The 24,616-nt window shown below is 64.0% G+C and carries 20 protein-coding genes; 8 read left to right on the top strand and 12 right to left on the bottom strand.

Going from position 1 to position 24,616, the window contains the following annotated elements; all coding sequences use genetic code 11:
- Positions 1–167 precede the first annotated feature (167 nt).
- The 4 genes from AWC19_RS16665 to AWC19_RS16650 all read right to left on the bottom strand — a co-directional run bounded on the left by AWC19_RS16665 (position 168) and on the right by AWC19_RS16650 (position 4,832).
- Positions 168–971: a CbbQ/NirQ/NorQ/GpvN family protein gene (locus AWC19_RS16665; RefSeq protein WP_085079198.1), complete on the bottom strand. Its 804-nt coding sequence runs from the start codon at positions 969–971 to the stop codon at positions 168–170.
- 48 nt (positions 972–1,019) lie between these two features.
- Positions 1,020–2,567 carry a nitric oxide reductase activation protein NorD gene (locus tag AWC19_RS16660; RefSeq protein WP_158090899.1) on the bottom strand — a complete coding sequence of 516 codons (1,548 nt, stop codon included), beginning with the start codon at positions 2,565–2,567 and terminating at the stop codon, positions 1,020–1,022.
- Between the two features lie 214 nt (positions 2,568–2,781).
- Complete coding sequence (locus tag AWC19_RS16655; RefSeq protein ID WP_211284941.1) at positions 2,782–3,732, bottom strand: spirocyclase AveC family protein; 951 nt, start codon at positions 3,730–3,732, stop codon at positions 2,782–2,784.
- Positions 3,733–4,001: 269 nt separating this feature from the next.
- Complete coding sequence (locus tag AWC19_RS16650) at positions 4,002–4,832, bottom strand: mycofactocin-coupled SDR family oxidoreductase (RefSeq protein ID WP_085079156.1); 831 nt, start codon at positions 4,830–4,832, stop codon at positions 4,002–4,004.
- A gap of 192 nt (positions 4,833–5,024) precedes the next feature.
- Here AWC19_RS16650 and AWC19_RS16645 point away from each other — a divergent pair, with 192 nt between their 5' ends.
- From AWC19_RS16645 to AWC19_RS16625, 5 genes are read left to right on the top strand one after another with little or no spacing between them, the layout of a single operon-like run.
- Positions 5,025–5,498 (top strand): PaaI family thioesterase, encoded by a 474-nt coding sequence (locus AWC19_RS16645; RefSeq protein ID WP_085079155.1) that lies wholly within the window; start codon positions 5,025–5,027, stop codon positions 5,496–5,498.
- Positions 5,499–5,552: 54 nt separating this feature from the next.
- Positions 5,553–5,972 (top strand): nuclear transport factor 2 family protein, encoded by a 420-nt coding sequence (locus tag AWC19_RS16640; protein WP_085079154.1) that lies wholly within the window; start codon positions 5,553–5,555, stop codon positions 5,970–5,972.
- Positions 5,973–6,001: 29 nt separating this feature from the next.
- Complete coding sequence (locus tag AWC19_RS16635) at positions 6,002–7,195, top strand: thiolase family protein (RefSeq protein WP_085079153.1); 1,194 nt, start codon at positions 6,002–6,004, stop codon at positions 7,193–7,195.
- Positions 7,196–7,218: 23 nt separating this feature from the next.
- Complete coding sequence (locus AWC19_RS16630; RefSeq protein ID WP_085079152.1) at positions 7,219–7,986, top strand: SDR family NAD(P)-dependent oxidoreductase; 768 nt, start codon at positions 7,219–7,221, stop codon at positions 7,984–7,986.
- Positions 7,987–7,993: 7 nt separating this feature from the next.
- Complete coding sequence (locus AWC19_RS16625) at positions 7,994–9,040, top strand: acyl-CoA dehydrogenase family protein (RefSeq protein ID WP_158090897.1); 1,047 nt, start codon at positions 7,994–7,996, stop codon at positions 9,038–9,040.
- Positions 9,041–9,110: 70 nt separating this feature from the next.
- Here the strand turns inward: AWC19_RS16625 and AWC19_RS16620 are convergent, their stop codons facing one another.
- Together AWC19_RS16620 and AWC19_RS16615 are read right to left on the bottom strand one after the other, a co-directional pair.
- Positions 9,111–10,097, bottom strand: coding sequence for a DUF7065 domain-containing protein (locus AWC19_RS16620; RefSeq protein WP_085079150.1), 987 nt, complete (start codon positions 10,095–10,097; stop codon positions 9,111–9,113).
- Positions 10,098–10,128: 31 nt separating this feature from the next.
- Positions 10,129–12,729 carry a PEP/pyruvate-binding domain-containing protein gene (locus AWC19_RS16615; protein ID WP_085079149.1) on the bottom strand — a complete coding sequence of 867 codons (2,601 nt, stop codon included), beginning with the start codon at positions 12,727–12,729 and terminating at the stop codon, positions 10,129–10,131.
- Between the two features lie 129 nt (positions 12,730–12,858).
- Here AWC19_RS16615 and AWC19_RS16610 point away from each other — a divergent pair, with 129 nt between their 5' ends.
- Positions 12,859–13,557, top strand: coding sequence for a TetR/AcrR family transcriptional regulator (locus tag AWC19_RS16610; protein ID WP_085079148.1), 699 nt, complete (start codon positions 12,859–12,861; stop codon positions 13,555–13,557).
- Between the two features lie 147 nt (positions 13,558–13,704).
- On the opposite strand, the gene AWC19_RS16605 is transcribed toward AWC19_RS16610, so the two are convergent.
- From AWC19_RS16605 to AWC19_RS16595, 3 genes are all read right to left on the bottom strand, one after another.
- Positions 13,705–15,234: a PEP-utilizing enzyme gene (locus tag AWC19_RS16605; RefSeq protein ID WP_245849050.1), complete on the bottom strand. Its 1,530-nt coding sequence runs from the start codon at positions 15,232–15,234 to the stop codon at positions 13,705–13,707.
- A 293-nt stretch (positions 15,235–15,527) separates the two neighbouring features.
- Positions 15,528–16,520, bottom strand: a complete 993-nt coding sequence (locus AWC19_RS16600; protein WP_085079146.1) for a hypothetical protein — start codon at positions 16,518–16,520, stop codon at positions 15,528–15,530.
- Between the two features lie 112 nt (positions 16,521–16,632).
- Positions 16,633–17,670, bottom strand: a complete 1,038-nt coding sequence (locus tag AWC19_RS16595) for a hypothetical protein (RefSeq protein WP_372508671.1) — start codon at positions 17,668–17,670, stop codon at positions 16,633–16,635.
- Between the two features lie 210 nt (positions 17,671–17,880).
- On the opposite strand from AWC19_RS16595, the gene AWC19_RS16590 reads away from it, so the two are divergent.
- A complete protein-coding gene (locus AWC19_RS16590; RefSeq protein WP_085079144.1) occupies positions 17,881–18,525 on the top strand; it encodes a TetR/AcrR family transcriptional regulator in 645 nt (214 codons plus the stop codon).
- A 12-nt stretch (positions 18,526–18,537) separates the two neighbouring features.
- On the opposite strand, the gene AWC19_RS16585 is transcribed toward AWC19_RS16590, so the two are convergent.
- Positions 18,538–21,408 (bottom strand): MMPL/RND family transporter, encoded by a 2,871-nt coding sequence (locus tag AWC19_RS16585; RefSeq protein WP_085079143.1) that lies wholly within the window; start codon positions 21,406–21,408, stop codon positions 18,538–18,540.
- A 349-nt stretch (positions 21,409–21,757) separates the two neighbouring features.
- The gene (locus AWC19_RS16580; protein ID WP_142281248.1) at positions 21,758–22,633 is read right to left on the bottom strand and encodes a hypothetical protein; all 876 of its coding nucleotides are present in this window, start codon (positions 22,631–22,633) and stop codon (positions 21,758–21,760) included.
- 265 nt (positions 22,634–22,898) lie between these two features.
- Between AWC19_RS16580 and AWC19_RS16575 the strand changes: the two genes are divergently transcribed.
- Complete coding sequence (locus AWC19_RS16575; RefSeq protein ID WP_158090896.1) at positions 22,899–23,531, top strand: TetR/AcrR family transcriptional regulator; 633 nt, start codon at positions 22,899–22,901, stop codon at positions 23,529–23,531.
- A gap of 35 nt (positions 23,532–23,566) precedes the next feature.
- Here AWC19_RS16575 and AWC19_RS16570 read toward each other — a convergent pair whose 3' ends face one another.
- Positions 23,567–24,613 (bottom strand): hypothetical protein, encoded by a 1,047-nt coding sequence (locus tag AWC19_RS16570; RefSeq protein ID WP_142281247.1) that lies wholly within the window; start codon positions 24,611–24,613, stop codon positions 23,567–23,569.
- Between the last annotated feature and the right edge of the window lie 3 nt (positions 24,614–24,616).

The following is a 24,616-nucleotide window of genomic DNA, read 5'->3' as shown; positions in this document are numbered from 1 at the left end:
GCGTTTGAGGTACGACGACATTCAGAGTGCACCGCATAGAGTTGGTCGGCCGGGCTCGTGACCGCATCCGACGGCCTTTGTCTCGAAATCGTCGCTCACCACGCAAGCCTTCCAGCAACAACAGGTCGACGACGATCTCGCGTGAATCGTCAAAAGGATTGGTTCGCTCAGAGATACGACTCGATCAGCACCGTCAGCTGCTCACGTGTTTCGGCATCGTCGGTAAGCGGACTGGCGATCGCCGACACCGCCGCCGCCCGCGGACCCAAACCGACGCGGACCAGGGTTGCGGTTGCGACCAGCGCGCGGGTGGACGCTGTCTCGCGTAACGCGACATCGTCGAGACGCCGGATCGCTTGCCCCAGCCTGATGATGTCGTCAAGCACGTCGGTGTCAAGCCCGCTTTCCTGCTGCAGGATCTTGCGCTCGACGTCTGGGGGCGGAAAGCCGAGATCGATCCCGACAAGACGCTGGCGCGTGGACATCTTGAGGTCTTTGAGGACACTCTGATAGCCGGGGTTGTACGACAAGACGAGCTGAAAGCCCGCTGCCGCTTGCAGCTTGAGCCCGCCGAGCCGCTCGATGTTCAATTCGCGGCGATGATCGGCGAGTGAGTGCACCGCGACTATCGCGTCTTGACGGGCTTCGACCACTTCATCGAGATAGCAGATGCCGCCTTGGCGCACCGCCTGCGTCAGGGGGCCGTCAACCCACTCGGTTCGCGAGTCGCGGAGGACGAACCGGCCCAACAGATCCGACGAGGTCATGTCCTCGTGACAACACACGGTGAACAGCGGCACCCCGAACTGGTCCGCCATGTGCTCAACGAGGCGGGTCTTGCCGCAACCCGTCGGCCCCTTCAGCATGACGGGAAGACCCGATCGCCAGGCGGCGGCGAACACGCTCACTTCATCACCGACTGGAATGTACGGGCGCTTCCTCTGGTCGCTCCCAACGCTATCGTCACGCATGAAATCCCACTGCTGCACTGTCAATTCGCTCATCCCGACCTCGGAGGTTCACACATAGGTGTTCATTGCATTGCGCTTGGCCGCGTGTAGCGACCGTAGGTATCCGTGGTGCTCTTCGGAGAGCAGTTCGCGCCGACGGCCGTTGCTGCGCGTGACGCTCAGCGCGTTCACCAGGAGGCCGCGCAGGTGTCGCTGAATATCGCTGCATTGTCCGATCACCCTAAAGGATGCGTCCGACCACACGTCCTCGAGAACCTCCGGTTCGGTCGACGAACGGATCCCGATTCCGGCAACCCCGATTCCCTGCAGGACAGCCTCCTTGATCGCCTGCCGCGCGTCGGCCCGCGCATAACGATCCTCGTAGCCATCGTCGTAAGGCAGCCCGTCACCGATCACCAAGAGCACCATGTTCTTCGCCAACGCCTGCGATTCCACGACGTGGGTGGCGTGGCGGATCGCGGCGCCGATGCGGGTAAACCCCGACGGTTGTACCGACTGCAGCCGGCGCTTGGCGGCCGAATCGAACCTTGCATTGAAACTCTTGATCCTCAGAAACCGCACCGCATCCTTGCCGCGTGAATAGAACCCATACGTGCCGACCCGGTCGCCGAGCCTTTCCAGCGCCACGGTGAGATCGCCGGCAAGTCGGCGCTCCTCCTCGAAGACCACTCGACCGCCCGAGTCTTCGGCGGTCGAACCCGAACAGTCCAACAGAACCAGCACCGACAGGTCCCGCTTGGTCAGCCGACTGCTTTCGTAGATGTAGGGGTCCGGGTTGTCTCCGTGCCGGCGGTCGGTTTCGTAGTCGAGCAGCGCCGAGAGATCCAACGAGTCGCCTTCCGCCTGGCGGCGGTGGCGCTCAGGTTCGATTCCGACCCGGGCCAGCGGCCGCTGCAGATAAGACCTCGCGGCGCGGTCATCGTGCGTGGATCCCGCGTCGGCCGGGTCGTATTCGGCGACCGCGCACCAATCCAAGCGATAGACACCCTTGTGGCAGTCCCATTCCGGATAACGCGTCCCGAGAACCGGAGCCGGTTCGAGCACGGCCGACACCAGCCGGCTCAGCGGACCCTTTCTGGCGTTTCGACCGACGGGTCCAAACCGCTGCTTGGCCACCGGAATTTCGGCAGAACCCTGGTTCTTGTCACGACCGCTGCGACCCATCCCCAGCAGCTTCTGGATCGCATCGCCGAGCGGATTGGGTATTCCGGGAGCCGACAGCAGGTTGACGATCTTGCTTTCGTCTGTCTCGTCTTCGGCTCCATCGTCTTGCTGGGAGTCTTCTTCTTCGAGCCGGCCAAGGCGGAAAACGTCACGATCGGTGGGTGCGGGCCGCAGGTCCTCCTGGCTCAGCCGCCTAAGTCGGGACGGCATCAACACGCCAGCCCACCCCGGCGGTGACGGGATGCGCTCGCGGCCCAGCGCACGACTGAATGATTCTTCGCTAGAGGCCGAGACCGACTCCAATCCACCCGATTTGATGCGGATCAGGGTGCGTGCGGGGAGCAAGTTGTCAAGCTGCTCGGCGACGCGCCCGAGTTCCAAAGCGAGGTAGCGCTGCGCCACCGCGGGGCGGTGTCGCGCGAGCCGCGCCATGAGGTCTTTTCGTAACGCTCCAATCGCCAGCAACGCGGCCTGGACTGCGACCGCGTCGCACACGTCCACCGCATCCAAGCCCGCAGCGACGAATACCGTACGCCCGTCCGTGTGCGTCGGTTCGCTGCGCGTTTCTTCGACGGTTAACGGTCGCGAAGCGATCGCGGAGGCGAGGACAGCGAATCTTGTGACTGATGAAATGATCTGTCCCGCACTACTTCCCGCGCTTGAAGGGCACCATGCTTGGCAGTGTGGTGTTTGGCGGCACGACCAGGTTGCCATTGGGGTCCAGGTGTGCGGAACCCCCATTGGGGTCGTGATTGTTATTGCGGAACTGCGGAACCGCCGGACCCGGGCACATCTGGTCGGTTCCCTCACCGCACAGGCCGTTGGTCAAATACGAGCGTTGCTGCAGGTCTGCCGGCCACTCGGCCATGCGCGTCGCGGTCCACGTATTGAGCACGTTGTAAAGGACGAAGAACAACATGTTCACGAAACCGATCATGGCCAGTGCTCGTAGGCCGCTCTTGCGACGATCGGAGACCTTCAGCGACTCGAGACCACGGTCCGCAAGCGTTTCGCCGCGATCGTTCTTGAAGAAACGCAGGATGGCAACGGCCGCGAACGCCGAACCGGCCGTGATCATCTCGGTGAGGGGGAACTTGTGGTAAGTGTTCGGGAAGATATTGAAGTGGCCACCCGGGTACTCCCAAATGCCCAACGGCATAAACATGACGCCTTCCAAGAGGACGTCGAACATCCACATCGCGATGACGCAGATCGCACCAAGCTTGAGCGCGCTCAGCTGTGGCCACCGCTTGCGCGCGGTGCGCATCACCCAGGATCCGGCGAACATCGCCACCACGAAGCAATACACGTATGCCCCGGGAACGATCAGAATCGGCTCCACGATCATCGCTCCGGGCGCGGCCTTGCCGGTGGCGAACGGAATGCTGTTTTCCCAGGAGCCGTAGTTGAGTGCCCAGGCGTTGTAAGTGAACCAGGTGCCGCTGTATGCGGACAGCGGGTCCTGGAACCATACCGTCGCGAACGCGATCGTCAGCGCCCCGTCCACGCTGAGCTTGCCATCCCGTCGCCATGGCTTGACGACCATGAAGTAGAAGCAGGCCAAGACGACCGGAATCGAGATGCCCTCGAAGAACACGACCGCGACCTTCATGAAGGTCGGGACCGGTGTCGGCCCCACCGGCACGGTCTTGAACAACGGGCCGAGGACCCAGTTCGTCAGAACGGCCACCATAAACACCAGGTAGGCAGCGCCAGCGGCCGCCCACCACTTTACCGGTGCCGACGTGCGGGGGGGCGAATCGACCGTTCGAGACGTGGATGTCCGCCGCGGGTGGTCCAGCCTTTCAGCCAGCTGAGTCATCGTTGGCTCCCCCTTCCGGCCTCGTCCAAAAACGACTACGACCGCTACCTGTTATTGGTGAACCCGGCATCCATGACGTACGTACTGCCCGTGATGTAACGGCCCGCGTCCGAAACCAAGTGCATGATCGAGTCGGTCACGTCTTGGGGCTCGAGCAACCCATTGGGCACCGGCAGCGGATTTTGCAGGTTCTGCGCGATCTTCGGAAATTCCTGCACATAACGCCCGAAGGCCTCATTGGCGATCATCGGTGAGTTGACACCGGTCGGGTGAATCGTGTTCACCCGAATGTTCTCTGGTGCGAGCACGTTGGCCCAAGCACGCATCAGGCCGACGACACCGTGCTTGGAGGCGGTGTACCCCAGCACGCCGGGCGAGCCGTCCCCGAGCCCGCCGACCAAACCGGCGGTGGAACTGGTGATCACGATCGACCCACCGCGCCCACCGGCCCGCAGGTGCGGTATCGCCGGCTCCACCGTGTTGAACACGCCAACGAGCATGATGTCGATTCCGGCCAGGAAGGCTTCGCGCTGCAGGCGCTGCTGTCCGGTGATCGCCATTACGCCGGCGTTCGCCAACACGATGTCCAGTCGCCCCAGCTCGGCCACGCCGTCGTCGACGACGCGCTTGACCGCCTCGTGATCACGAACGTCAGCGACCGACAGCAGCGCCCTGCGGCCGAACTTTTCGATCAGCTTGGCCGTCTCGTCGAGATCGTCGCGGGTGGCCAGTGGATATTCCACCGCGTCGTCGTTGGCGCAGATGTCGAAACCGATGATGTCGGCGCCCTCCTCGGCAAGCCGCACCGCGTGCGAGCGGCCCTGCCCCCGCGCCACCCCGGAAATAAAGGCAACCTTGTTATCGACGAGTCCCATAAAGTTAGTGTCCTTGTCTAAGTCCACCCGAACGGACGCTCTTTCCGGCGGGTCACGTTTTTAAGGTTCAATGTCTCATAATTGCCGATTTGGCGGGCTTGTGTCAATGGTCACGTGTGCTTCCGGAATGACTATCATTTGCGGAACGATCGTTTACATTGCCGCAGCAAAACGAGGGAACCGGAGCTGACGATGCCTCAAGAGCCGATCGCGTGCGAAGCAGGGTGGTGGAACCCGGCACCCAGCGAAACGGATGACTGGTTAACGTGGGCCAATACGCTGCCTTACTGCCGGGACCTCGGGCTGGTGTGCGTGGAGTTCAATGCCACGTCGGCAGTCTTCCGCATGGATCGTTCGACGTTGACCCCCAACCCGAACGGCGCCGTGAACGGTGGCACTGTGGCCGCGGCGGCGGACCAGATCATGGGCGCGCTCACCATGCGGATGAGCGCAGCAGGACTCTTGCCCGCGACCGGCTCGTTGCACATTCAATATCACCTACCCGCTCGAGCACCGTTGACTTTCCGCGCAACGGCGCTGGGCGGCGGCCAGCGGACCAAGTTCGTCGAAGTGGTGGTCGAGGACCGAAGCGGCAATCGCTGCGCCACAAGCCAGGGCACCATGATCGCCGGCGGCTCCAAGGGGCCCCCGTTGCCCAGCCTTTAATGAGACGTTAGGGTTCTAAAATATTTTCCCAATCCGGATCCAGTGAGGTACCTGATGTCGCAGCGCCCGAATGCCCAGATTGTCGCCGACTTCTACGCCGCGCTTAGCGGTGGTGATCCTGAGGCGGTAGCGGCTGCAATCGACGACCACTTCGCCGAGGATGCGGCGATCGAGTGGCCGCCGTCGTTGCCGCATGGCGGCCGCGTAGAGAGCAGCCGACGACTGCGCGGGCTGTTCACCGGGATCGCGAAGGCCGGCAACCAGGCCGGCGCCACAAACCTCACGCTGGTGCGGACCATTGCCGACGGCGATCACGTGGTCGCGTGGATCACCTTCGACTGGAAGAACCCGGGTTCTGAGGACGCCGTTCCCAACTCCGCTCTGGAGGTGTGGTCGTTCTCGGGCGGTTTGGTGCGAGAAATCAGAGCGTTCTACTGGGACGCCGCAGCGATCAGCCAGCCGCAGAACGCCTGACGCCACAAGGATGCACGGAGGAGAACAACATGTCGCGTAGCGCAGTCATTGTCGATGCCGTCCGATCCCCCATGGCCAAGGGGAAGCCACCGAAGGACGGACGGCCCGGTGGAGCGCTCAGCGGCGTCCATCCGGTGGACCTGCTGGGGCAGGTGATCGGCCAGTTGATGGCCCGTAACGACGTCGACCCCGCTCGTGTTGACGACGTGATCGCCGGCTGCGTGAGTCAGGTCGGCGAACAATCCGGGCCGGTGGGGCGCTGGGCCTGGCTTTCGGCGGGGTTGCCAGAGAGCGTGCCGTCGGTGGCGGTGCATCGCGCCTGCGGGTCCAGCCAGCAGGCCGCCGACTTCGCCGCGCAGGCCGTGATAGCCGGAGCGTGCGACATTGTCGTGGCGGCCGGTGTCGAGTCGATGAGCCGGATCCCCATGTTCACGGCGCGAATCGGGCAAGATCCCTACGGCCCGGCAGTGACGCGGCGCTACGCGCCCGGATTGGTGCCGCAGGGCGTGTCGGCGGAGCTGGTGGCCGCCCGCTGGAAACTCGATCGCGAGTCCATCGACGAGTTCTCCGCCCGCTCCCATCGCAATGCCGCCGCGGCCGACTTCAGCCCCGAGATCGTGCCGATCACCACGCCGGATGGTGACGTGGTCAGCACCGACGAGACCATCCGGCCCTCGACCACGGTCGAGGGGCTGGCCGCCCTCAAGTCGTCGTTCTACTCCCCCGAGATGGCGGAACGCTTCCCCGAGATTACGGACTGGCACATCACTGCGGGCAATTCATCCCAGCTCTCCGATGGCGCGGCGGCGGTATTGATCATGGGCGACGACACCGCCGAGGAGCTGGGTCTTGCACCGCGGGCGCGCTTCCATGCGTTCGGGCTCGCCGCCGATGATCCGATCACGATGCTGACCGGCCCCATCCCGGCGACTGAGCGGGTGTTGCGTCGCTCGAATCTTTCGCTGGCCGACATCGACCACTACGAAGTGAACGAGGCGTTCGCTCCGGTACCGATGGCCTGGGCACGGCACTTCAACGCCGATCCCACCAGGCTCAACCCGCGCGGCGGCGCCATCGCTCTGGGTCATCCGCTAGGGGCATCCGGCGCCCGGCTGCTGACCACCATGCTGCACGCGTTGGAGTCCAACGGCGGTCGCTTCGGGTTGCAGACCATGTGCGAGGCCGGCGGAATGGCCAACGCCACCATCATCGAACGGCTCTGAGGCCACGAAAGGAATAGCACACCATGCGGATTGACGGAATCAGCGCGATCGTCACCGGCGGCGCGTCCGGGCTCGGGCGTGCGACCGTCGAACGACTTGTTTCGGCCGGGGCCGCCAAGGTTGTCATCGCCGATCTTCCGTCCTCGAACGGGGAAACGGTCGCCAAGGAGCTCGGCGATGCCGTGCAGTTCGTCGCAGCCGACGTTCGCAGCCCTGAAGGCGTCACCGCGGCGATCGAAGCCGCCACCGAGGCGGGACCGCTTCGGGCGGTCGTGCACTGCGCCGGACGCGGCGGCCCGGTGCGCGTGGTCAACAAGGATGGCTCGCCCGGTTCGCTGGAGACCTACTCCGACGTCATCGGCGTCAACCTTATCGGATCGTTCAACGTGCTGCGCTTGGCGGCCGCGCAGATGGCCACCAACGAGCCAATTGACGGCGATCGCGGCGTGGTCATCCTGACCGCATCGGTCGCCGCGTTCGAAGGCCAGATCGGGCAGATACCGTACGCGTCGTCCAAGGCCGGCATCGTCGGCATGACGATCGTCGCCGCGCGGGATTTGGCGTCCAAAGCGATCCGCGTCTGCACCATCGCGCCCGGCACCTTCGACACGCCACTGCTGGCGAAGGTTTCCGACGAGGTGCGCGCGTCGTTGGCGAAGACCGTGCCGCATCCGAGCCGGTTGGGTTCTCCCGACGAGTTCGCGCGGCTGGCGCTGTCGATCATCGACAACGGCATGCTCAACGGCGAGACCATCCGCCTCGATGGCGCGATTCGCATGGCGCCGAGGTGATTCGAGGGTGATTCCCAAGCGGCGGGGCATCTTCGATGGCGACCATGCGGCGTTTCGGGACAGCGTAAGGCGTTTCATCGCAACCGAAGTGGCACCGAATGTGGACGCATGGCGTGACGCCAACGAAACGCCACGCAGCGTCGTCGCCGCGGCCGGCGAAGCGGGTTTCCTCGGTACTGCGGTGCCCGAGGAGTTCGGGGGCGGCGGCGTCGAGGACTTCGGCTTCCTTGCCGTCCTGATCGAGGAGACGATCGCCGCCGGCGCGACCGGCCTGGCAGTGCTATGGGCACTGCAGGCCGGGGTTGCGATCCCTTTCCTGCTCGACCAGGCCGCCGCGGCGGACAAGCAGCGTTGGCTGCCCGGGCTCAGCAGCGGCCGGTTGGTGGCCATTCCCGCTCCCGCGACGCTGTCGGGTGTCATTGCCGCGCGCGTCGCCGACGCCCTTCTGGTGCCTACCGACCACGGCCGGGTCGCGCTGGTCGCGCTCGACCAGCCGGGCGTGACCATCACGCCCACCAAGCCGTACCTGGCCGGGCGGGACGCCGGAATGGCCGATGTGACGTTGGGCGACACCGTGACAGATGCCGACTTCGCCTCCACCGGCGCCCTGCATCGCGACCTCGACCTGTGGTTCGCGGTGTTGGCGCTGGCCAGTGCGCGCACCGCACTGGCACTGGCCGTCGAGTACGTCCACGCCAGAAAGGTATTCGGTCGTCCACTGGCGGAATTCGAGAACACCCGGTTCCGATTGGCGGAGCTCTGGGCCGAGATCGCCGGCCAGACCGCGTTTGTCGACTCTTGCGTGCATGCCCGCAGCGTCGGCGCGCTCGACCTCGCCGATGCCGCGGCCGCGTGCCTTAACGCAGGCAGGGTCTGTGAGCGGGCCGTCGACCAGTCCCTGCAACTGCACGGCGGATACGGATACATGCGCGAATACCCCATTTCGCACGCCTTCGCCGACGCCCGCTTCCTTCAGGTCCTGGCCTCGGCTTACTCCAATCCCCGTGAGACGTTGGCATCGAGCGTGGCTCTAAACTCCATGTCTCTGTTGTGAATTCGTACGACCCACAGACCGCGCTGGGCGCGACGCCTGCCGCTGGTGCCCGGCTGAACCAGAGCACGTCTCAGAAGTGCCCGGCGCGCAGCTTGCGCAGGAACGTGCGTGAATGATGCAGCGGCCAGTAGTCCTGGCCTTCACCTAAAGCTGTTTGACCGTCGAGTTCCCACTCGACCAGAGACCAAAAAGTCGTCAGCCACGCATATCCCTGCCAGTTGAACATGTTCCGCACTCGGCCGGTAGCCTCGAGACGCCGGCCGAGCGAGTCGGTTGCTCGGACCCGGTAGGTGGTGGGTCGGCCGGATTCGTCGCGTCGGGTCACAGCGATCGTGTTGCCTTCGGTCAGTGTGAGATCGCCGTAGCGGCCGTCACGCAGGTAGTAGCCCAGGATGACGTCTTCGGTGGTTCCGATCACCGGATCGTCTTCAGGTTTGCGGAAGCTCACGGCGAGCGCATGAAAGCTACTGTTCTCTCCCACCGCCCAGACCATCTGGCCGCGCGGGTTTTTAACGATGTCGCGAATGCCCCACGAGCGATCGCGCTGGGCCACACAGTCAATGGCGATCACCTCGCCGTCGACGCGCAGGGTGCCCGTCATCCGGCCCGGCTGATCGTAATGGCCCTTGCCCCATTCTTCGAGGCCGCCGGGGAAACCCGTGCCGTGCGGTTCGCGGTCGCCGACGAACTCGAGGTCGACCGCGACGTCCGCGTTGAAGGCGGTCTGACCCCGGTAGGTGAACCGGTAGTGGCGCAGCGGCTCGAGCAGCTCGACGCGCAACCCGTTAGCCAGCGAGAAGTCAAACATCTGTGCGCCTTCGGGAGTCTGATAACCCTCACCCCAGTCGTACAGCAGGCAGTCGTAGGTCTCGCTCCCGTGGTTGTCCCAGGCCGCTATCCCGCCCACGGTGTAGCCGATATTGGGCCGGTGATACAGGTAGACGAAGCCGGACAGGTCGCGTTCGGGAACCATGAAGGAAAACCAGCTGGCCTCGTTCCAGAACGGCTCGCCGGGTGGGGCCTGATGAAACAAGTCGTCTTGGCCCGTGATGCTCATCTGTCCTCCTCGTAACGTGATCGGGTTTTGCTCACGTCGCCCGTTCGAGCACCTCCACGGTGCCGCTGGCTCCGTCGACGCGGACGCGGTCGCCGGTGCGCAACTTCCTGGTACCGGTACCGGTGTTCACAACACACGGGATGCCCAGCTCTCTGGCGACGACAGCCGCGTGGCTGAGCGTTCCACCGATGTCGACTACGAGCGCCGCCGAGATGAGCATCACCGACGCCCAGGAAGGATCGGTTGTCGCCGCCACGAGAACGTCTCCGGGCTGCACCTCCGACAAGCTCGGGTCGGTGATCACGCGCGCGACACCCTCGACGACACCGGCACTGGCGCCTATCCCGGTCAGTTCGGCGCTGGATTCCCCCGGTTCGGTCGACGTTGCCACGATAGGTTCGGGCACGCCCCAGAACGCCGTCGGGATGTCAAACGACCGGTAGCGGAGATGTTCTGCCCGACGTTCAGCGACCAGGGTGCGCGCATCGTTGGGGATGACGCCGGAAATCTCGTCTGCAGTCAGGTACATGACGTCATCGACGTCGTCGAGAACTTCAGTCGCAACCAGGATTTCGCCGATGCGACGGGCGGCCGCACGAGCGATGTCGAGCGAACGCAGGAAGTTGGCTTTGCCGATGCCGCGCATGGGCATGTTGCGGCGCACCAACCAGAGGACGATCCGGGCCCGCATTCGGCTGGCAGGATTGGGCATCCGCGACAGCAGCTCGGCTTCCGCCGCCTTGCGCTCAACGGCTCGCCGCGCCGCGGCGCGGCGAGGATCCTTGTCATCAGGCTGGTCTCGATAGATCGCCGCCAGTCGTCGGACGGGGGTGGGATCTTCGCGCCAGACCCGACCAGCGATATCACCCTCCAACGTTCCGTGAAAACCGTGCCGGCGCAGGAACTCTTCCTCACTGATGCGTCCCCGCCCGAGATCCCACAGATCAATGACCACTTCTGTTTCAGCGTGGTCGCCACCGCCGGCTGTCAACACGCCGAATGAGTCCTCCATGCCCGCACGTGCGACGAGCTTGCGGAGCGCGTCGAAAACCGGTGGCACCCCGACGATGTTGCCCTGGGCCTGCAGCGCGGTCGCTGCCTGAAACCGTCGGTTAGCTTCGCGGAATTGTGCTTGCGCACCAGCGAGATTTAGCGTCGGCGAGCGGAGCAGCTCGGCTGTCCACCATGGCGTGATCTCTTTATTCTGGCGTACCAGAGCGGCTTTGGCGCGAGCGAAGTTGCGCGGCATGTTCCACGCAACGTGCGGATAGCGGCGTCGGGTCGCAGCCTTGGTCATGCCCTCGGGCACGCTGCCCAATAATTGTTCAGCGAGCATATCTCCACTGGCACCTGGAATGCGTTCGCCCATCGCGTAAAACGCACTGACCGAGGCCACGGCGCGGCCATAGGCGATCTGGATGATCCGGTCATGCGGGTCGTGTGGGACCCCGGAGCGAGAGCGTTCCAGCACACCCATCTGGACGAAGCCATAGCGGGCGGCGATCTCCGCAGCAGGACCCCACACCGACCATGTCAGTGGCGACAGCACGCCGGGTGCGGCCTCACCGAGATTGGCCGTGGAGTAAAACTGTGCGGGGTCTAGGTCGCCGTGCATGGTGCTGGGAGTGCCGAGCGCGGGGCGATTACTCCAGACAGTCTCGGGACGGGCCTGCAAGAGCAGCAGAGCACCGTCTCCGTCGAGTGCCCATTCGATGTCCATCGGGCGACCGAAGGCGGTCTCGATCGCGGCGCCGAGTTCGGCGAGCGACCGAGCTTGGGAAACGTCGAGACTGGGCCGCGCGCCGACAACGGGATCGAGAGGTTGCAAAGTGACCCGCCCAGCAGCGTGGTCAAACGCGTATTGAGCGGACTGCGCGCTGATCCGCATTTTCACCGGTTCTTCGAGGGCGTCCTTGGCGAACCAGAATCGGTCGGCCGCAACGTCACCGACCACCACACCCTCGCCGAGCCCGTATGCGGATTCAATGAAGATTAAGCCCCGGTAACCAGTGACCGGCTCTAGCGTCATCATCACTCCGCCGGCGACCGCCTGGACCATACGCTGTACCACGACGCCCATGGCCGCCTGGTCGGCGTCGACCTGGAAGCGGCCGCGGTACCCGATCGCACCGGCGTTGTAGAGGCTGGACCAGCATCGTTTGATGTGTTCGTGCAGCGCGTCGCGACCCTCTACCCACAGGTAGGTGTCGTGTTGGCCGGCAAAGGAGGCGGCAGCGGTGTCCTCAGCGATGCCGCTAGACCTCACGGCGACGGGGCCACCGCCGAGATCGTCGTAGGCAGCGTCGATCTCGGCGGCCAGATCGACCGGTATGTCCACAGCACAGAACAGTTCGCGGATCGCCGACGACTTCTTGTCGTCGTCAAGGTCTTGCCGGGCAAGCACGTCGGTGATACGCGGACCGATACCGGCGGTCGCGATCACACCGCGGTACGCGTCGGCGGTGATGGCGAAGCCGGCAGGCACTGGCAGGCCGAGTTGAATCAGCGAATAAAGGCCTTTGGCTTTACCACCGACCTGATCCGTCCGTTCGGGCGAGCAGTGCGAAAGCGGAAGCACAACAGGCGCAAGCGATTCGCCGTCTCGCAGCTGTTGCGCGTCACGTCCGTCCATGTCTCGTCCCTCACTGCGCGTCGACTATGACACCGGCCACGGCTAACTGTACACAGCGTGGATAGATCGCGTAGCGGGGCCGTCCCGCGGGTCTTACGATGTGCATGTTCTGTATCCCCAGGGAGGGCCATGGCGTCGCCGCCGCACCAACGAATCCCACCGGGCCCGAAGCCGCGGCTCAGCCGTGACGAGATCGTCGACGAGGCGCTGCAGGTCTTGGCGGTCGGTGGACCCGATCAGCTGTCACTGCGCCGACTCGGAACTCGGCTGGGCGTGACGGCACGCACGCTGTATGGCTATTTCGACTCGAAGGATTCGTTGGAGTCGGCGCTGGTGGAGCGCGTCATGCCACCGCCGCCCCCGCTAGACCCGAACCAGCCGTGGGATCAGCAGCTTCGCACCTATGTGATGCGAATCCATGACGCCTTTGTGGAGCAGCCCGGAGCGGCGCAGCTTTTCGCGGCGCATTCGGCACGCAGCGACGCGATGGACCGGGTACGCGAATATCTGCTAACCCTGTTGGTCGACGGCGGCCTCGCCCACGCCGACGCGATCGCGGCCCTCGGGACGTTGAGTCGCTACTTGATGGGTTGCGTCGTCATCGAGGCCGCGCGTCGCGCCGAGGCCGGCGTCGAAACCAATCGGTTCGCCGGGCTTTCTCCTGAGACCTTCCCTGTGCTGGCATCCTTTGCCGACGAGTACGCCGGGCGCAACTCGGAAGAGTCCACACGCTACGGCCTAGACTTGATCCTGACCGCGCTGCGCGGGGCCGCTGGACAGCCCGGATCAGTCAGGACGCCGCCGGCTAGTGAATCGGCACAAACATGAGGCCACGGTCAACCAGAGTCAGATTGAACCGGGTCAACGTCGAAACGAAGTCAGAGTCGAGGCGACGTTGGTGCTGACGCCGTGCGAGCCGTGGGCGATCACCGCATGGCATTGCAATCCACGTTGAGAAGTGGCTGTCGGCGCGCGTCAGGGTGTCGGCGTGCCGCTGAGGATCTCGACACGACCGGTGGTGCCGTCTACCCGCACGCGCATGCCGTCGCGCAACGTGCTGGTCCCGTTGCGGGTGCCGGCAACGCAAGGGAGGCCCAATTCGCGGCACACTATGGCGGCGTGGCTCATGGCGCTACCCACGTCGGTGACTACCCCCTCGGCTAGCGGGAACACGGATGCCCAGCTGGGATCGGTTGCCCGGCACACCAAGACGGTGCCCTCGTCGATGTCCGCGTCGTCGAGATCGCGAACGACGCGCACAATTCCCTCGGCGATGCCGGCGCTCACTCCAAGGCCCTCCACCACGTCAGGACAGCGGTCCGCCGCCACCACGACGGGCAGCGCAGCGGTGATCTCGAAGTCGGGCTCGCCGCGAAAGACGTGCGGAAGCGAGATCCGCTCGAACATCGCATGATGCGCCCGACGCTGATCGATCAGGTCGGGCCAGCGGTCGCGGTCGCCGCCGGCGATCTCGTCGATCGTCAGGAACCGGACATCCATGGGTTCGGCGAGCACACCAGCGTCGGCGAGATCACGGCCGATGATGCGGGATGCCGCGCGCGCGACGTCGACGGCCCGCAACATGCTCGCGCGGCCGGTCTCGCGCCACATCGGCGCATGCGCGGCAAAGCGGACCAGAGCCCGTGCCGGGATCGACCGGATCGGACCGAGAGCGCCCTCGAGGCGCTTGACGGCGGCGGCATGTTCGCGGCGGCGCCGCTGTACCAGTTGGTCCACATTCTCGGTGCGTCGCCGGGCACGGTAGGTGGCAACCAGCTCGACAACAGCTCGCGAATCCTCCCGCCAAACGGCCGATTCCACCAAACCCTCGCGAGGTCCGTGGTAGCCGTGCCGACGCAGAAAATCCTCGATGGTGATCTCGTCATCGGACAATTGCCACAGGTCGCGGACCAAATCGAACTCGGCTGTGCCCTCGTCGCTCCTGATCAGCTCGTGCTGCAGTCCGTCGAGCCCGGCGTTGGTGGCCATGGTTTCGACCCGGCCCATCACGCCCTGACACGCCATGGACAGCACCATGTGTATCTTGAGAATGGTCTCAAACCGACGGCGCGCCTCGACCAACGTGGCCACGGCCAAATCACCTGTCAGTGCGCCGGATTCGAAGACCGTAGCCCGCCACCATCGGGTGGTCTCTGCGGCACACGGGTCAAGACCGCGCATCGCGCTTCGCAGTGCGCGGGGAAATTTCGCCGCGACGAACGGATAGCGGCGCATCTTCCGCAGGCCGGTAGGCTCCGGATCACCGCCGCCCTGCACGGAACCGAAAAGCTGCGCCTCCATCAACGCGGCCGAGCCGCCCGGCACACGTGCGGCCATTCTTCCCATCTGGTCGAGGTTGGCGATGGCACGACCGTAGGCGACGGAGAGAAAGCGAGCATCGACGTCGTCGGGAATCGGCCGCTGTGATGCCGGCAGTACACCGAGATCCACCCAGCAACCGCGCATTGTCGCCTCGGTCGGCGGGAAGTACATGGACCAGGTCAATGGCGTGACGGTGCCCGGCAGGCCCTCGTCGACATTGGCCGTGGTCCAGCGCAGCCGGGTCCCGGGGCGATGGACCGGGCTGGCGGCCAGCTCCGCGGCGGTGAGGTCGATGGCGGGTTGTGGCGAATTTGGCGGCAATTAGGCTCCTTTATCGACGAAGGCGCCCCGCCGTCGTCGGTCACCAGGCGCGCCTTGTTTTGCCGACAAAGGCGTGCCGACGTAGAATATAATTCTTGTTAAATTTCGGCAACGGGCGGGCTTGGCAGTCGGCGCGCGGTGCCTTGACGGAATTGTCAGCGGCCACCCGCGCGCAGCAAAGCCCGTGCCTGTTCGGTCGGCATGCAGGACCAGTCCTCACCCCCTGCGGTCACACCGTCGAACGTCCATTCCATCCCCGCGCACAGCTGGTAGGTCCTGTCGTACACGGGCCACACGAGCGTGTTCAGGTTCGTCCCCGTGGCATCGAGCTTGCGGCCCAGCTCATCTGTGGCATGCAACTCTGCGCGCCGGGCACTCAGGTCGTGTCCACGCTCGACGACTCGGCATGTTCCGCCGGTGACGAATGCGCCCATGGCGTCACGGCAGTAGAAGCCGAAAGCGACTGCGTCATCTACGGCGAGGACCGCATCCGCCCCGGGCGGATTTGCACTCACGGCAAGCACCGAGAAGTAGTTCCGCTCCGAAGCGCAGCACCACATCAGCTCCATCCGCCGCGCGGCGACTGCGTCGCGCGGACCCCACGATCGGTCACGGATCGACGGGTGGTCGACCACGATCACCTCGCCACCGACGGTCACCGTGCCGGTCATCCGACCGTACTGTTGATAGTGGCCATTGGTGAAGCCCTCGGATTCCGTCGTCCAACCGTCAAGACCTTGGTTCTGCCCAAATGCGTAGGGCTCGGTCAGTTTGCGCCACTCGAGATCGAGGTGCAGCGCGCCGCGGTGGCGAATCCGGAAGTGGCCGAACGGTTCAAGCATCTTTACCGACAGCCCGTTGTCGAGCGTGAAGTCGAACATGTCCGCGTCGTAGGGCATCGCGAGATGACGGTTGTAGTCGTAGCCCAGGCAGTCGTATTCGCTGCGCCCGGAGGGATCCCAGACCTTCACGCCCCCGGCCGAAAGACTCATGTTGGGACGGTGGAAGAAATACACATAGACGGTGGTCTGGCGCTCCGGCAGGACGACGCCGAACCAGGCGCTCTCGTTCCAGTGCGGATGGCTGCTGCGGGGATGAAAGTGCTCGTCCGCGGCGTCGATCCGAATCGCATGGGTTGCCTGGTCCATCTCGCCCCGCTGATCGCCATCGTCATTTGAATGCTTTGTGTCATGGGAGGACTGCCGTAGCTCCCGGCCTGCAAGCATGCGAGCAACGATGCCGCTTACCGCGGCGCGTCACTTAGACCGAGGCTTCGTGGCGACGCGGCTTCGGATCTGCCCCGTTGGCGAAGACGACCGTCGGGCCGACCATCAGTGCCTGAGTGGGGTCCTCGGGATCGGTGGCGATTCCGTCGGCGGGGCCTACGCCGCCTTCCTGGCACATCTTCTGCCACATCGCCATTCGCGTCGCGCGCTTGGGTGTCAGCTTCCCATAGGCGAAGATCCGCCACAGCGTCCAGTTAGGCGCCGGCAGGGACCGTGGGCGCCCGACGAGCTTGTGTAGGACTAACATCCAGCCGACCATCATCGCCATCATGATCGTCGTCGCCACCCAGCGCGCCGCGACCGGCAGCGTCGAGTTGTGGGCGAGCAGGTGAATCCAGCCGATCCCGAAATAGTTCATCATCATGCCGGTCGGCGCCACCAGCAACAGCCACAGTTTGTGGGCGCCCTTAAGGCGCGGTACGGCGAAGGCCAGCATCGCGCCGATGGTGACGAACGAGGCGCCGTTGATGAAGCCCCACCAGTAGGGGAAGTTAAGGAATTTGTACGGCTGCACGCCGTAGTACTCGTAAGTCCGCAAGTTGATGCCGATCGTCTCCATCAGCGCATCGGTGACGATGCCAAGGCCCAGCATCATAACGAAGTGCCGGGCGTGGGCTCCATTGCGGATGACGAAGTAGCAGAAGTAGGACTCGAGGCCAAGGAATGCCACGTAGCACAGTGGGATCAGCGCGGGCACCGTGATGCCGAAGTTGGTGAACGCCGGCACCAGGTTCTTGGCCCAGTGCAAGTGGCCCAGCATGTCGAGCATGGGTTCGCACTGGCTACAGATGAGTCCGCTGGCGAGGACGAGCAAGGGAACGTAGTTTCGGCTCCGCACAGCGGCCCTGATCGCCCACGGCATCGCGAAGATCACGGCTGCGGCGCCAGCCACGAAGAAGAAGGTGATCTGGGCCGGAGCGCTGGCAATGAAATCCCCCGGGCTCGGCTTGATGTTGGGAGGCCAGCCCTCGTCCCCAACGAGAGGCCACCAACTACTGCTACTACTCAGCATCGAAGTCATCGATATCGGACCTTTCTGGCTAGCAATGCCCTACGCCACCGCTGAAATGCCGTTTTCCCTGCCAGCAGCGACTGGCGAGCCCCCCGACAGGTGTGGATCAGCTCACACTAACACGTTGTCCATACAACGTGTATACCTGTTTGCAAAAACGCTTATATTCCGGTGGTGAGGGCGAGATGAGATGGCCGGGTCGCAGGTAAGATGTCGGCGATGACCGATACGACGCGGCGTGCGGTCGGTCGACGACGGGTGGCGGACACCGAGACGTCCGCAGCCGAAAGCATCTTCGCGGCGACCACGCGCTTGTTGGCGCGCGAGTCGTTCGGCGACGTCAGCGTGGCGCAGATTCTCACCGAGGCGGGGGTCTCGCGGGCGACCTTCTACTTCTACTTCTCCTCCAAGTTCTCGGTGCTCAGTGGCTTGCTGGAGCGCGCGATGAACGACATCTTCGAAACGGTGCAACCGTTCCTGGCCCGATCTCCCGACGATCCGCCGACAGTGGCCCTGCAGCGCAGCATTCGGGCCGTCACGCAGGCCTGGCATCGGCACCGCCCGGTTCTCCAAGCGGCGAATCATCACTGGCACAGCGAGCCGGAACTGCGCAGCCTGTGGTTGGCGATCACGGAGCGTTTCATCACCGCCGGAGCTGCGGAGATCGACCGCGAACGCGCCGCCGGAATAGTCACTTCCCGGGTGCCGAGCCGGACGCTGGCGGCAACCCTGTTCTGGGGCACCGAGCGAGTGCTCTACATAGCTGGGACCGGAGTCGAACCGACCCTTGCCGACGAGGAGTCCGCAGTCGACGCGTTGGTCACCATGTGGCGAGGCACCCTATACGGGCAGTGACGGCCGCAATACCTAGTGCTGCAACGAAATCGACAGATCCCGCGCGTCAGTAGTCGATACTTTAGGCCGGCGCACGTTGTCGGACCCACGTGGGTGAACGATTTGCGGCCACCAGAACCACCGCCCCAGCAAGGTGGCGATCGAGGGCATGAACAAGGTCCGAACGACCAATGTGTCCAGCAGCAGCCCCAGTGCGATCGTGGCGCCCATCTGGGCAACGATGCGATCGTCGCTACCGAGCATCGCCGCCATCGTGAAGGCGAACACCAGTCCGGCTGAGGTGACCACCGAGCCCGTTCCGGCCATCGCCCGGATGGTTCCCGTCTTGAGTCCGGCGTGGATCTCGTGCCTGATGCGGTGGACCAGGAGCAGGTTGTAGTCAGAGCCGACGGCCAGCAGCACGATGACCGCGAACAGCATCACCGAGAAGTGCAGCCTGACGCCGAACAGATCCTGCCAGATCAACACGGAGAGCCCGACAGACGCCGCGATCGAACTGGCCGCGGTCCCGACGATCACCAGCGCGGCCACCAGGCTGCGCGTGAGCACCAGCATGATCATGAAGATCAGGGTCAACGAGGCCACCGACGTGATCATCAGGTCATAGATGTTGCCGTCGTGCATGTCCTTATAGGTCGCGGCCGTACCGCCCAGGTAGACCTTGGCATTCGACAGGGAGGACTGCTTCAGGCCCTGCTGCGCCGCGGCGCGCTCCCCATCCACCCGCGAGATGCCTTCCGGAGTTGCCGGATCGCCCTCGTGGTTGATGAAAAAGCGAGCGGATTTGCCGTCCGGCGACAAAAACAGCTTCAGGCCCCGCTGGAACTCCGCATTGTCAAACGCCTCCGGAGGCAGATAAAAGAAGTCGTCGTTTCTGGCGGCATCAAAACTTTGCCCCATGACGATGCCGGTGTTGCTCATCGCCTCCATCTGGTTGATCATCGCCTGGAGGGTGCTGTGCGACGCCAGGATCAGTCCCCTAGTGGATTTCATGCTGGCTATCATCGGCGGCAATAGCTCGGCCGTTTTATGCGTGAGCACGTCGGTGCGTTGGATGTGCTTTGTCAGCTCGTGCAGCTTCTCGCTGACCTGATCGATCCCGTCCAGGCTTTCGAATATCGATCGAATCGACCAGCAGATGGGGACGTCATAGCAATGCTTATCCCAGTACAGGTAGCTACGGATCGGTCGCCACGTGTCTTCGAAATCCGCAATATGATCGCGTAAATCATCCGTGATGGCCGTCGTATCCTCGGTGTCGTGCGCGGTGTCGTGCGTGGCGTCAGCCAGCTGGTTGGTGATTTCATACAGCCGCTGCATGGAGTCAATTGCGACCTGCTGCTCGTCGGCCATCTTCAGGATGTCGGCCAACCGCTCTTTCAAGAAGGACATATTCTGCATCGTCGTCTGACTTTGCATGCTGTTAAGAAATGGGATCGAGCTGTGCTCGATCGGAATCCCCAGCGGTCGGGTGATATCTTGCACCATCACAATGCCTGGGACGCGCAGCACGTTTTTGGCCACCCTGTCCAGCACCAACATGTCGGCGGGGTTGCGCATGTCGTGGTCGGCCTCGACCATCAACAAATCCGGATTCAGCCGCCCCTCCGAAAAGTGCCGCTGTGCGGCCGCATACCCAACATTGCCCGGTGTGCTGTCCGGCAAGTAGTAGCGCTCGCTATACAGCGTGTTGTATCCGGGCAGCGCGATCATGCCGATCAGGACAGCCACCGCACTAGCCGCCAGGATCGGAACGGGCCATCGCACGACGGAGGTACCGACGCGCCGCCACAGTCGACCCTGCTTGGCGCGCTTTGGCTCCAACAGGCCAAAGCGGCTGGCCACCACCAGTACCGCCGGGCCCAGCGTGAGCGCGGCGGCGACGACGACAATCATGCCGATCGCGACCGGAACCCCCATCGTGGTGAACCAGGGCAACCGGGTAAAGGTAAGGCAGTACGCCGCCCCGGCGATCGTCAGACCAGAACCCAGTACGACGGGGCTCACACCGTGAAAGGTGGTGTAATAAGCGGTCTCTCGATCCTCACCCGCCGCGCGCGCCTCTTGGTAACGCCCGATCAGGAAGATCCCGTAGTCGGTTCCGGCGGCGATTGCCAGCATCGTCAGAAGTGAGGTGGCGAATACCGCGAGCTCGATGAACCCGTAGTTGCCAAACACCGCGATGACGCCACGCGACACCGCCAATTCGGTCAGGGTCATAAATAGCTGGATCAGTGTGGTCCCGATCGAGCGATAGACCAGAAACAGCATGATCGCGATCGCGGCAAGGGTGAACAAAGTGATCTTGTTGATGCTTGCGTTGCCGATCATGTACTCGTCGTAGCTGTGCGCCGCTGATCCGGTGACGTAGGCCTTCACCCCGGGCGGCGAGGGCGTAGATGCCACGACCTTGCTGACGGCTTCCACGGATTCGTTCGCCACCGTCGTACCCTGCTCGCCGGCGAGGTTCAGGATCACGTAGGCGGCTTTGCCATCGGCGCTTTGGACTCCCGCCGCCGTTAACCGATCGGCCCAGAAGTTCTGAATGTGCTGTACGTGCTGGCGATCTTGCTCCAGCTGATTGATGATGTTGTCGTAGTAATGGTGTGCGGCGGCGCCGAGTTCCTGTTGACCTTCCAGCACAATCGTGACCGTGCTGTTGGAGTCGAATTCTTTGAAGTTGTGGCCCAGACGCATCATTGCTTTCATCGACGGCGCGTCCATCGGGGCCATCGGCGCCGCGTGCCGCTCGCCGACCACTTCCAATTGCGGCGCAATCACGTTCACGACGACGGTCAACGCGAACCAGCCGATGATTATCGGCACCGCCAACCGACGGATCACCCGTGGCAGGAGGGGACGCCCCGTGTCTGAGCTGGTCATCCCAACGTCTGCTCGCCGGGCATCCGCACTCTTGGCGCGATCGACATCTGCTCTCGTGTCTGACGTCACGGTCCAACCCCGGGGCTTCGGAGTTGGTGGCTTCCAACGCTGCGGATGAGCTGTCGCAGCGCCACTCCGGTCTGCCTCGGCGAACCGTTCGCTTTAAGCAAAATTAAAAACACGGTGGCTGGTTTCTACCACGGGTCAACTGGTGTGGTCCAGCCTTTGGCCGGCGCCCTAGCAAACTCAGAAAGGGCGAGGTTTCATGGCCGCCGCCACGGCCTGTGTCCGGCCAAATCCGGTCTGGTTTGCGTTGGACGATGCCCACGGTTGAGCGGGTCCGGCTGGATCAGCTGCCCTGAGCCGGCGCGGGCTGCCTGCTCATGAGCTGCCGAATCGATTCCAGCTCCGAGGAGAGTCGATTGACCTGGTGCTGGAGATCGGACTCGAATTCGACGATGCCTGCTGGCGTCGCGTTTAGCTCGTCCTCCTGGTCGTTGATCGCGGCCAGCAGCACGTACGTCATGACGAAGATCCACGCCACGAACACCACTACCGGGATCCAGAAGGCGACGACGCCGTTCCAGGCCAACGGGCCGGACTTGAAGGCGTAGATGAGCGCTCCGGCGAAGAACAGCAGGACGCACCAGATGTTGAAGTAAGCCACCCAGCGTTTGAAGACCGGATTTGGCCGGATGTCTCGCAATGTCACGATGGCGATCGCGATGCTTTGGATGAACGCGGGTGAACCGACTCCGACGAAGGGAAACCAACCGAGGTCGTTGGCGAAACGGGTGAGTTCGGCAGGGCGTTCGTCGGGCCGGAACGCGGCGCTCGCCCATGCCATCACCGGCATGATGTAGAGCAACGGCAGCGCCACCCCCGCGATGAGCTGACTGAGCGCCATTGGGCTCCACCGCCCCTCGATGCGCTGCATCTGTACGGCGATCGCCACTGCCCACGGGAACGCCAGCCCGCAAGACACCACGGTCAGGATCAGTCCGACCCTTATCCTCGTCTGATGGGCGATGTACATCTCACGGATTTGCTCGGCGCTGGCACTGGGCGACGGTGGCGGGATGAAACCCATGACCAGCCAGATCGCTGAACCTGTGAGAACAATCAGCAGGGGCCCACTCCACACGCACAATCGCTGAGTCAGAAGGCTTTTCAGAGCGAGCTGGTGAGCGCTGACGGCCCCGTGAGTCAGTGTCGCGTCGATCATGATCGCCTCCCTGTCGGGCGGATCCGGTCCGGACGGAAGATCGGCGTGGCTGGGACCCCCATCATTTCGGACATCTATAGTCTGATATATAACGAAGCAGAATGCGCACTGTCAACCCCGCATGCTGACCGGGCGCGCGATAGGGTCTTTTGGGTCCGACGAACGGATGGCAAATGAAGGACGTCGATCTGCAGATCGCACCCAGGCACGGGAAGGTTCCACCGTCGCAACGCCGTGCGGCCGCAGTTCAGGCGGTGGTGACAGCGTGACCGTGCCGCCTGAACGCGCCCCCGGCCGGCCCCGCAATCCCGATATCGATCAACGAATTCTTGAGGCCACCCTGGACATCTACGCCCAACGTGGTTGGTCTGGGCTGACGATGCACGCCGTTGCCCGGCGGGCCGGCATCGGCAAAGCGGCCCTTTATCTGCGCTGGTCATCGAAAGAAGATCTGCTCAGCGAAGCGTTCGCGACCGGGTCCCCGAAGTTCGCCCCCGAGGATGCCGAGCTGGCGCCGCGGGAACTGTTGCTGGACATCGGCATTCAGATGCGTCGCCAATACACCGGCCGGTTCGGGCGCGCGCTGATCCGCCTTGCGCTCGACGCCGAGCAGGTTCCCGACCTCTATCAGCGCCTGTCGCAACGGTTCTACGAAGAGCTCGATTTCGGCATCCGCGCGCTCGATGCCGCCGGCGCGGCCGCCGCCCTTCCGCCCAATACCGGAGCGATCGCATTGATCGAGGCGCTGGGCGGAGCCATCCTCATGCGCACGCTGTTCACCGCGCGCTGGGACGATCCGCACGGTATCGACGCCACCGACGAATTCGTCCGCGGAGTTGTCGACATGCTCGCCTTCCCGCCGACATCGGAACCGCACCAGCACGCCGCGAAAGACTGAGGCTCGCGACGTATACGGTGTGCGAAAAAGTGACCTCAAGCCGGGCGTCGCGCGCGGTCGAGGCGAATCGCCCGCTCGAGGTGCCCGTAGCCGATCCGTCCGCTGTCGTCGCGTATACGAATCGGTGATTCACCCAGCACGACGGTATCTCCCGGCAGGTCCCAACCCACGCCGTTGAGGTTGTCATGCGCTTGGGTTACGCAGATGGTGCAGCCGTGCAGGACTTCGACGCCGAAGCGGCGAACCTCGCCCGCGTCGTTTACGAGCAGCTCGAATTTGCTTGGCTTGCCACTGATGTCGTAGTCAGGATGCCGATGCGCGGTGACGTCGCGGTAGCCCCGCTCGTCAAACCAGGCACCGGTGGTGAGGATGGGTTCGTCATCGGCGTTCCACACGTTGATCACATGGAAGGTATAGCCAGGCATCACGGCGACCACCCATTGGTCGCCGGCGAAGTGCGTCAGATCTCGGACACCGCGCGAGTGGTCGTTGCAGCCGATGCCGTCGAGGCCGTACTCGACCCCGTTGACCGTGACCGCGCCCTTGACCCGGTAGGTCTGTTGGGAGTGGCTCGACTGTGCGAAATCGGGCATCTGACCGTCGGGTGGAGGCCGCAGGTTCCAGGCGGGTCCCGCGGCATCGGCGTCGAGGCGCCAGCGCACCGGGATGTGGATGCCCGCCCCGGACAGCCCCCGGGTCAGACGGTGGCTCTCGGTCAGCTCACCGGCACCGTCGTAACGAATCACCCAGCGGCGCAACGGGTCCGTGACCTCGATGCCCAAATTGCCGGTATCGGCCCCGGCGCCCGGATTGCGACCCCAGTGCACGTCGGAGGTGACCTTCCCGTCGGGCAGATATGTGATCGCCTGGCACCACCACAGGTCGAGATCTTTCGGATAACGGCCCATGTGCAGGAACACTCCGACTCCGGTCTCCGGCGACCACGCTTCGAAGAACGTCGTCTCGTTCCAGCGCACCACATCGTGCCGGGGATCGCCGAAGTGATCAGCGTCGGGCGGAACCCGCAGCGGGTTGGACACCTCGGCCAGGCCGAGATGCGACGTCGAGAACATTGTGGACAACTG

The sequence above is a fragment of the Mycobacterium palustre genome, from assembly GCF_002101785.1.
Taxonomy (GTDB): domain Bacteria; phylum Actinomycetota; class Actinomycetes; order Mycobacteriales; family Mycobacteriaceae; genus Mycobacterium; species Mycobacterium palustre.
The sequence above is the reverse complement of the archived record's forward strand: the minus strand, read 5'-3'. Positions and strand labels throughout refer to the sequence as shown.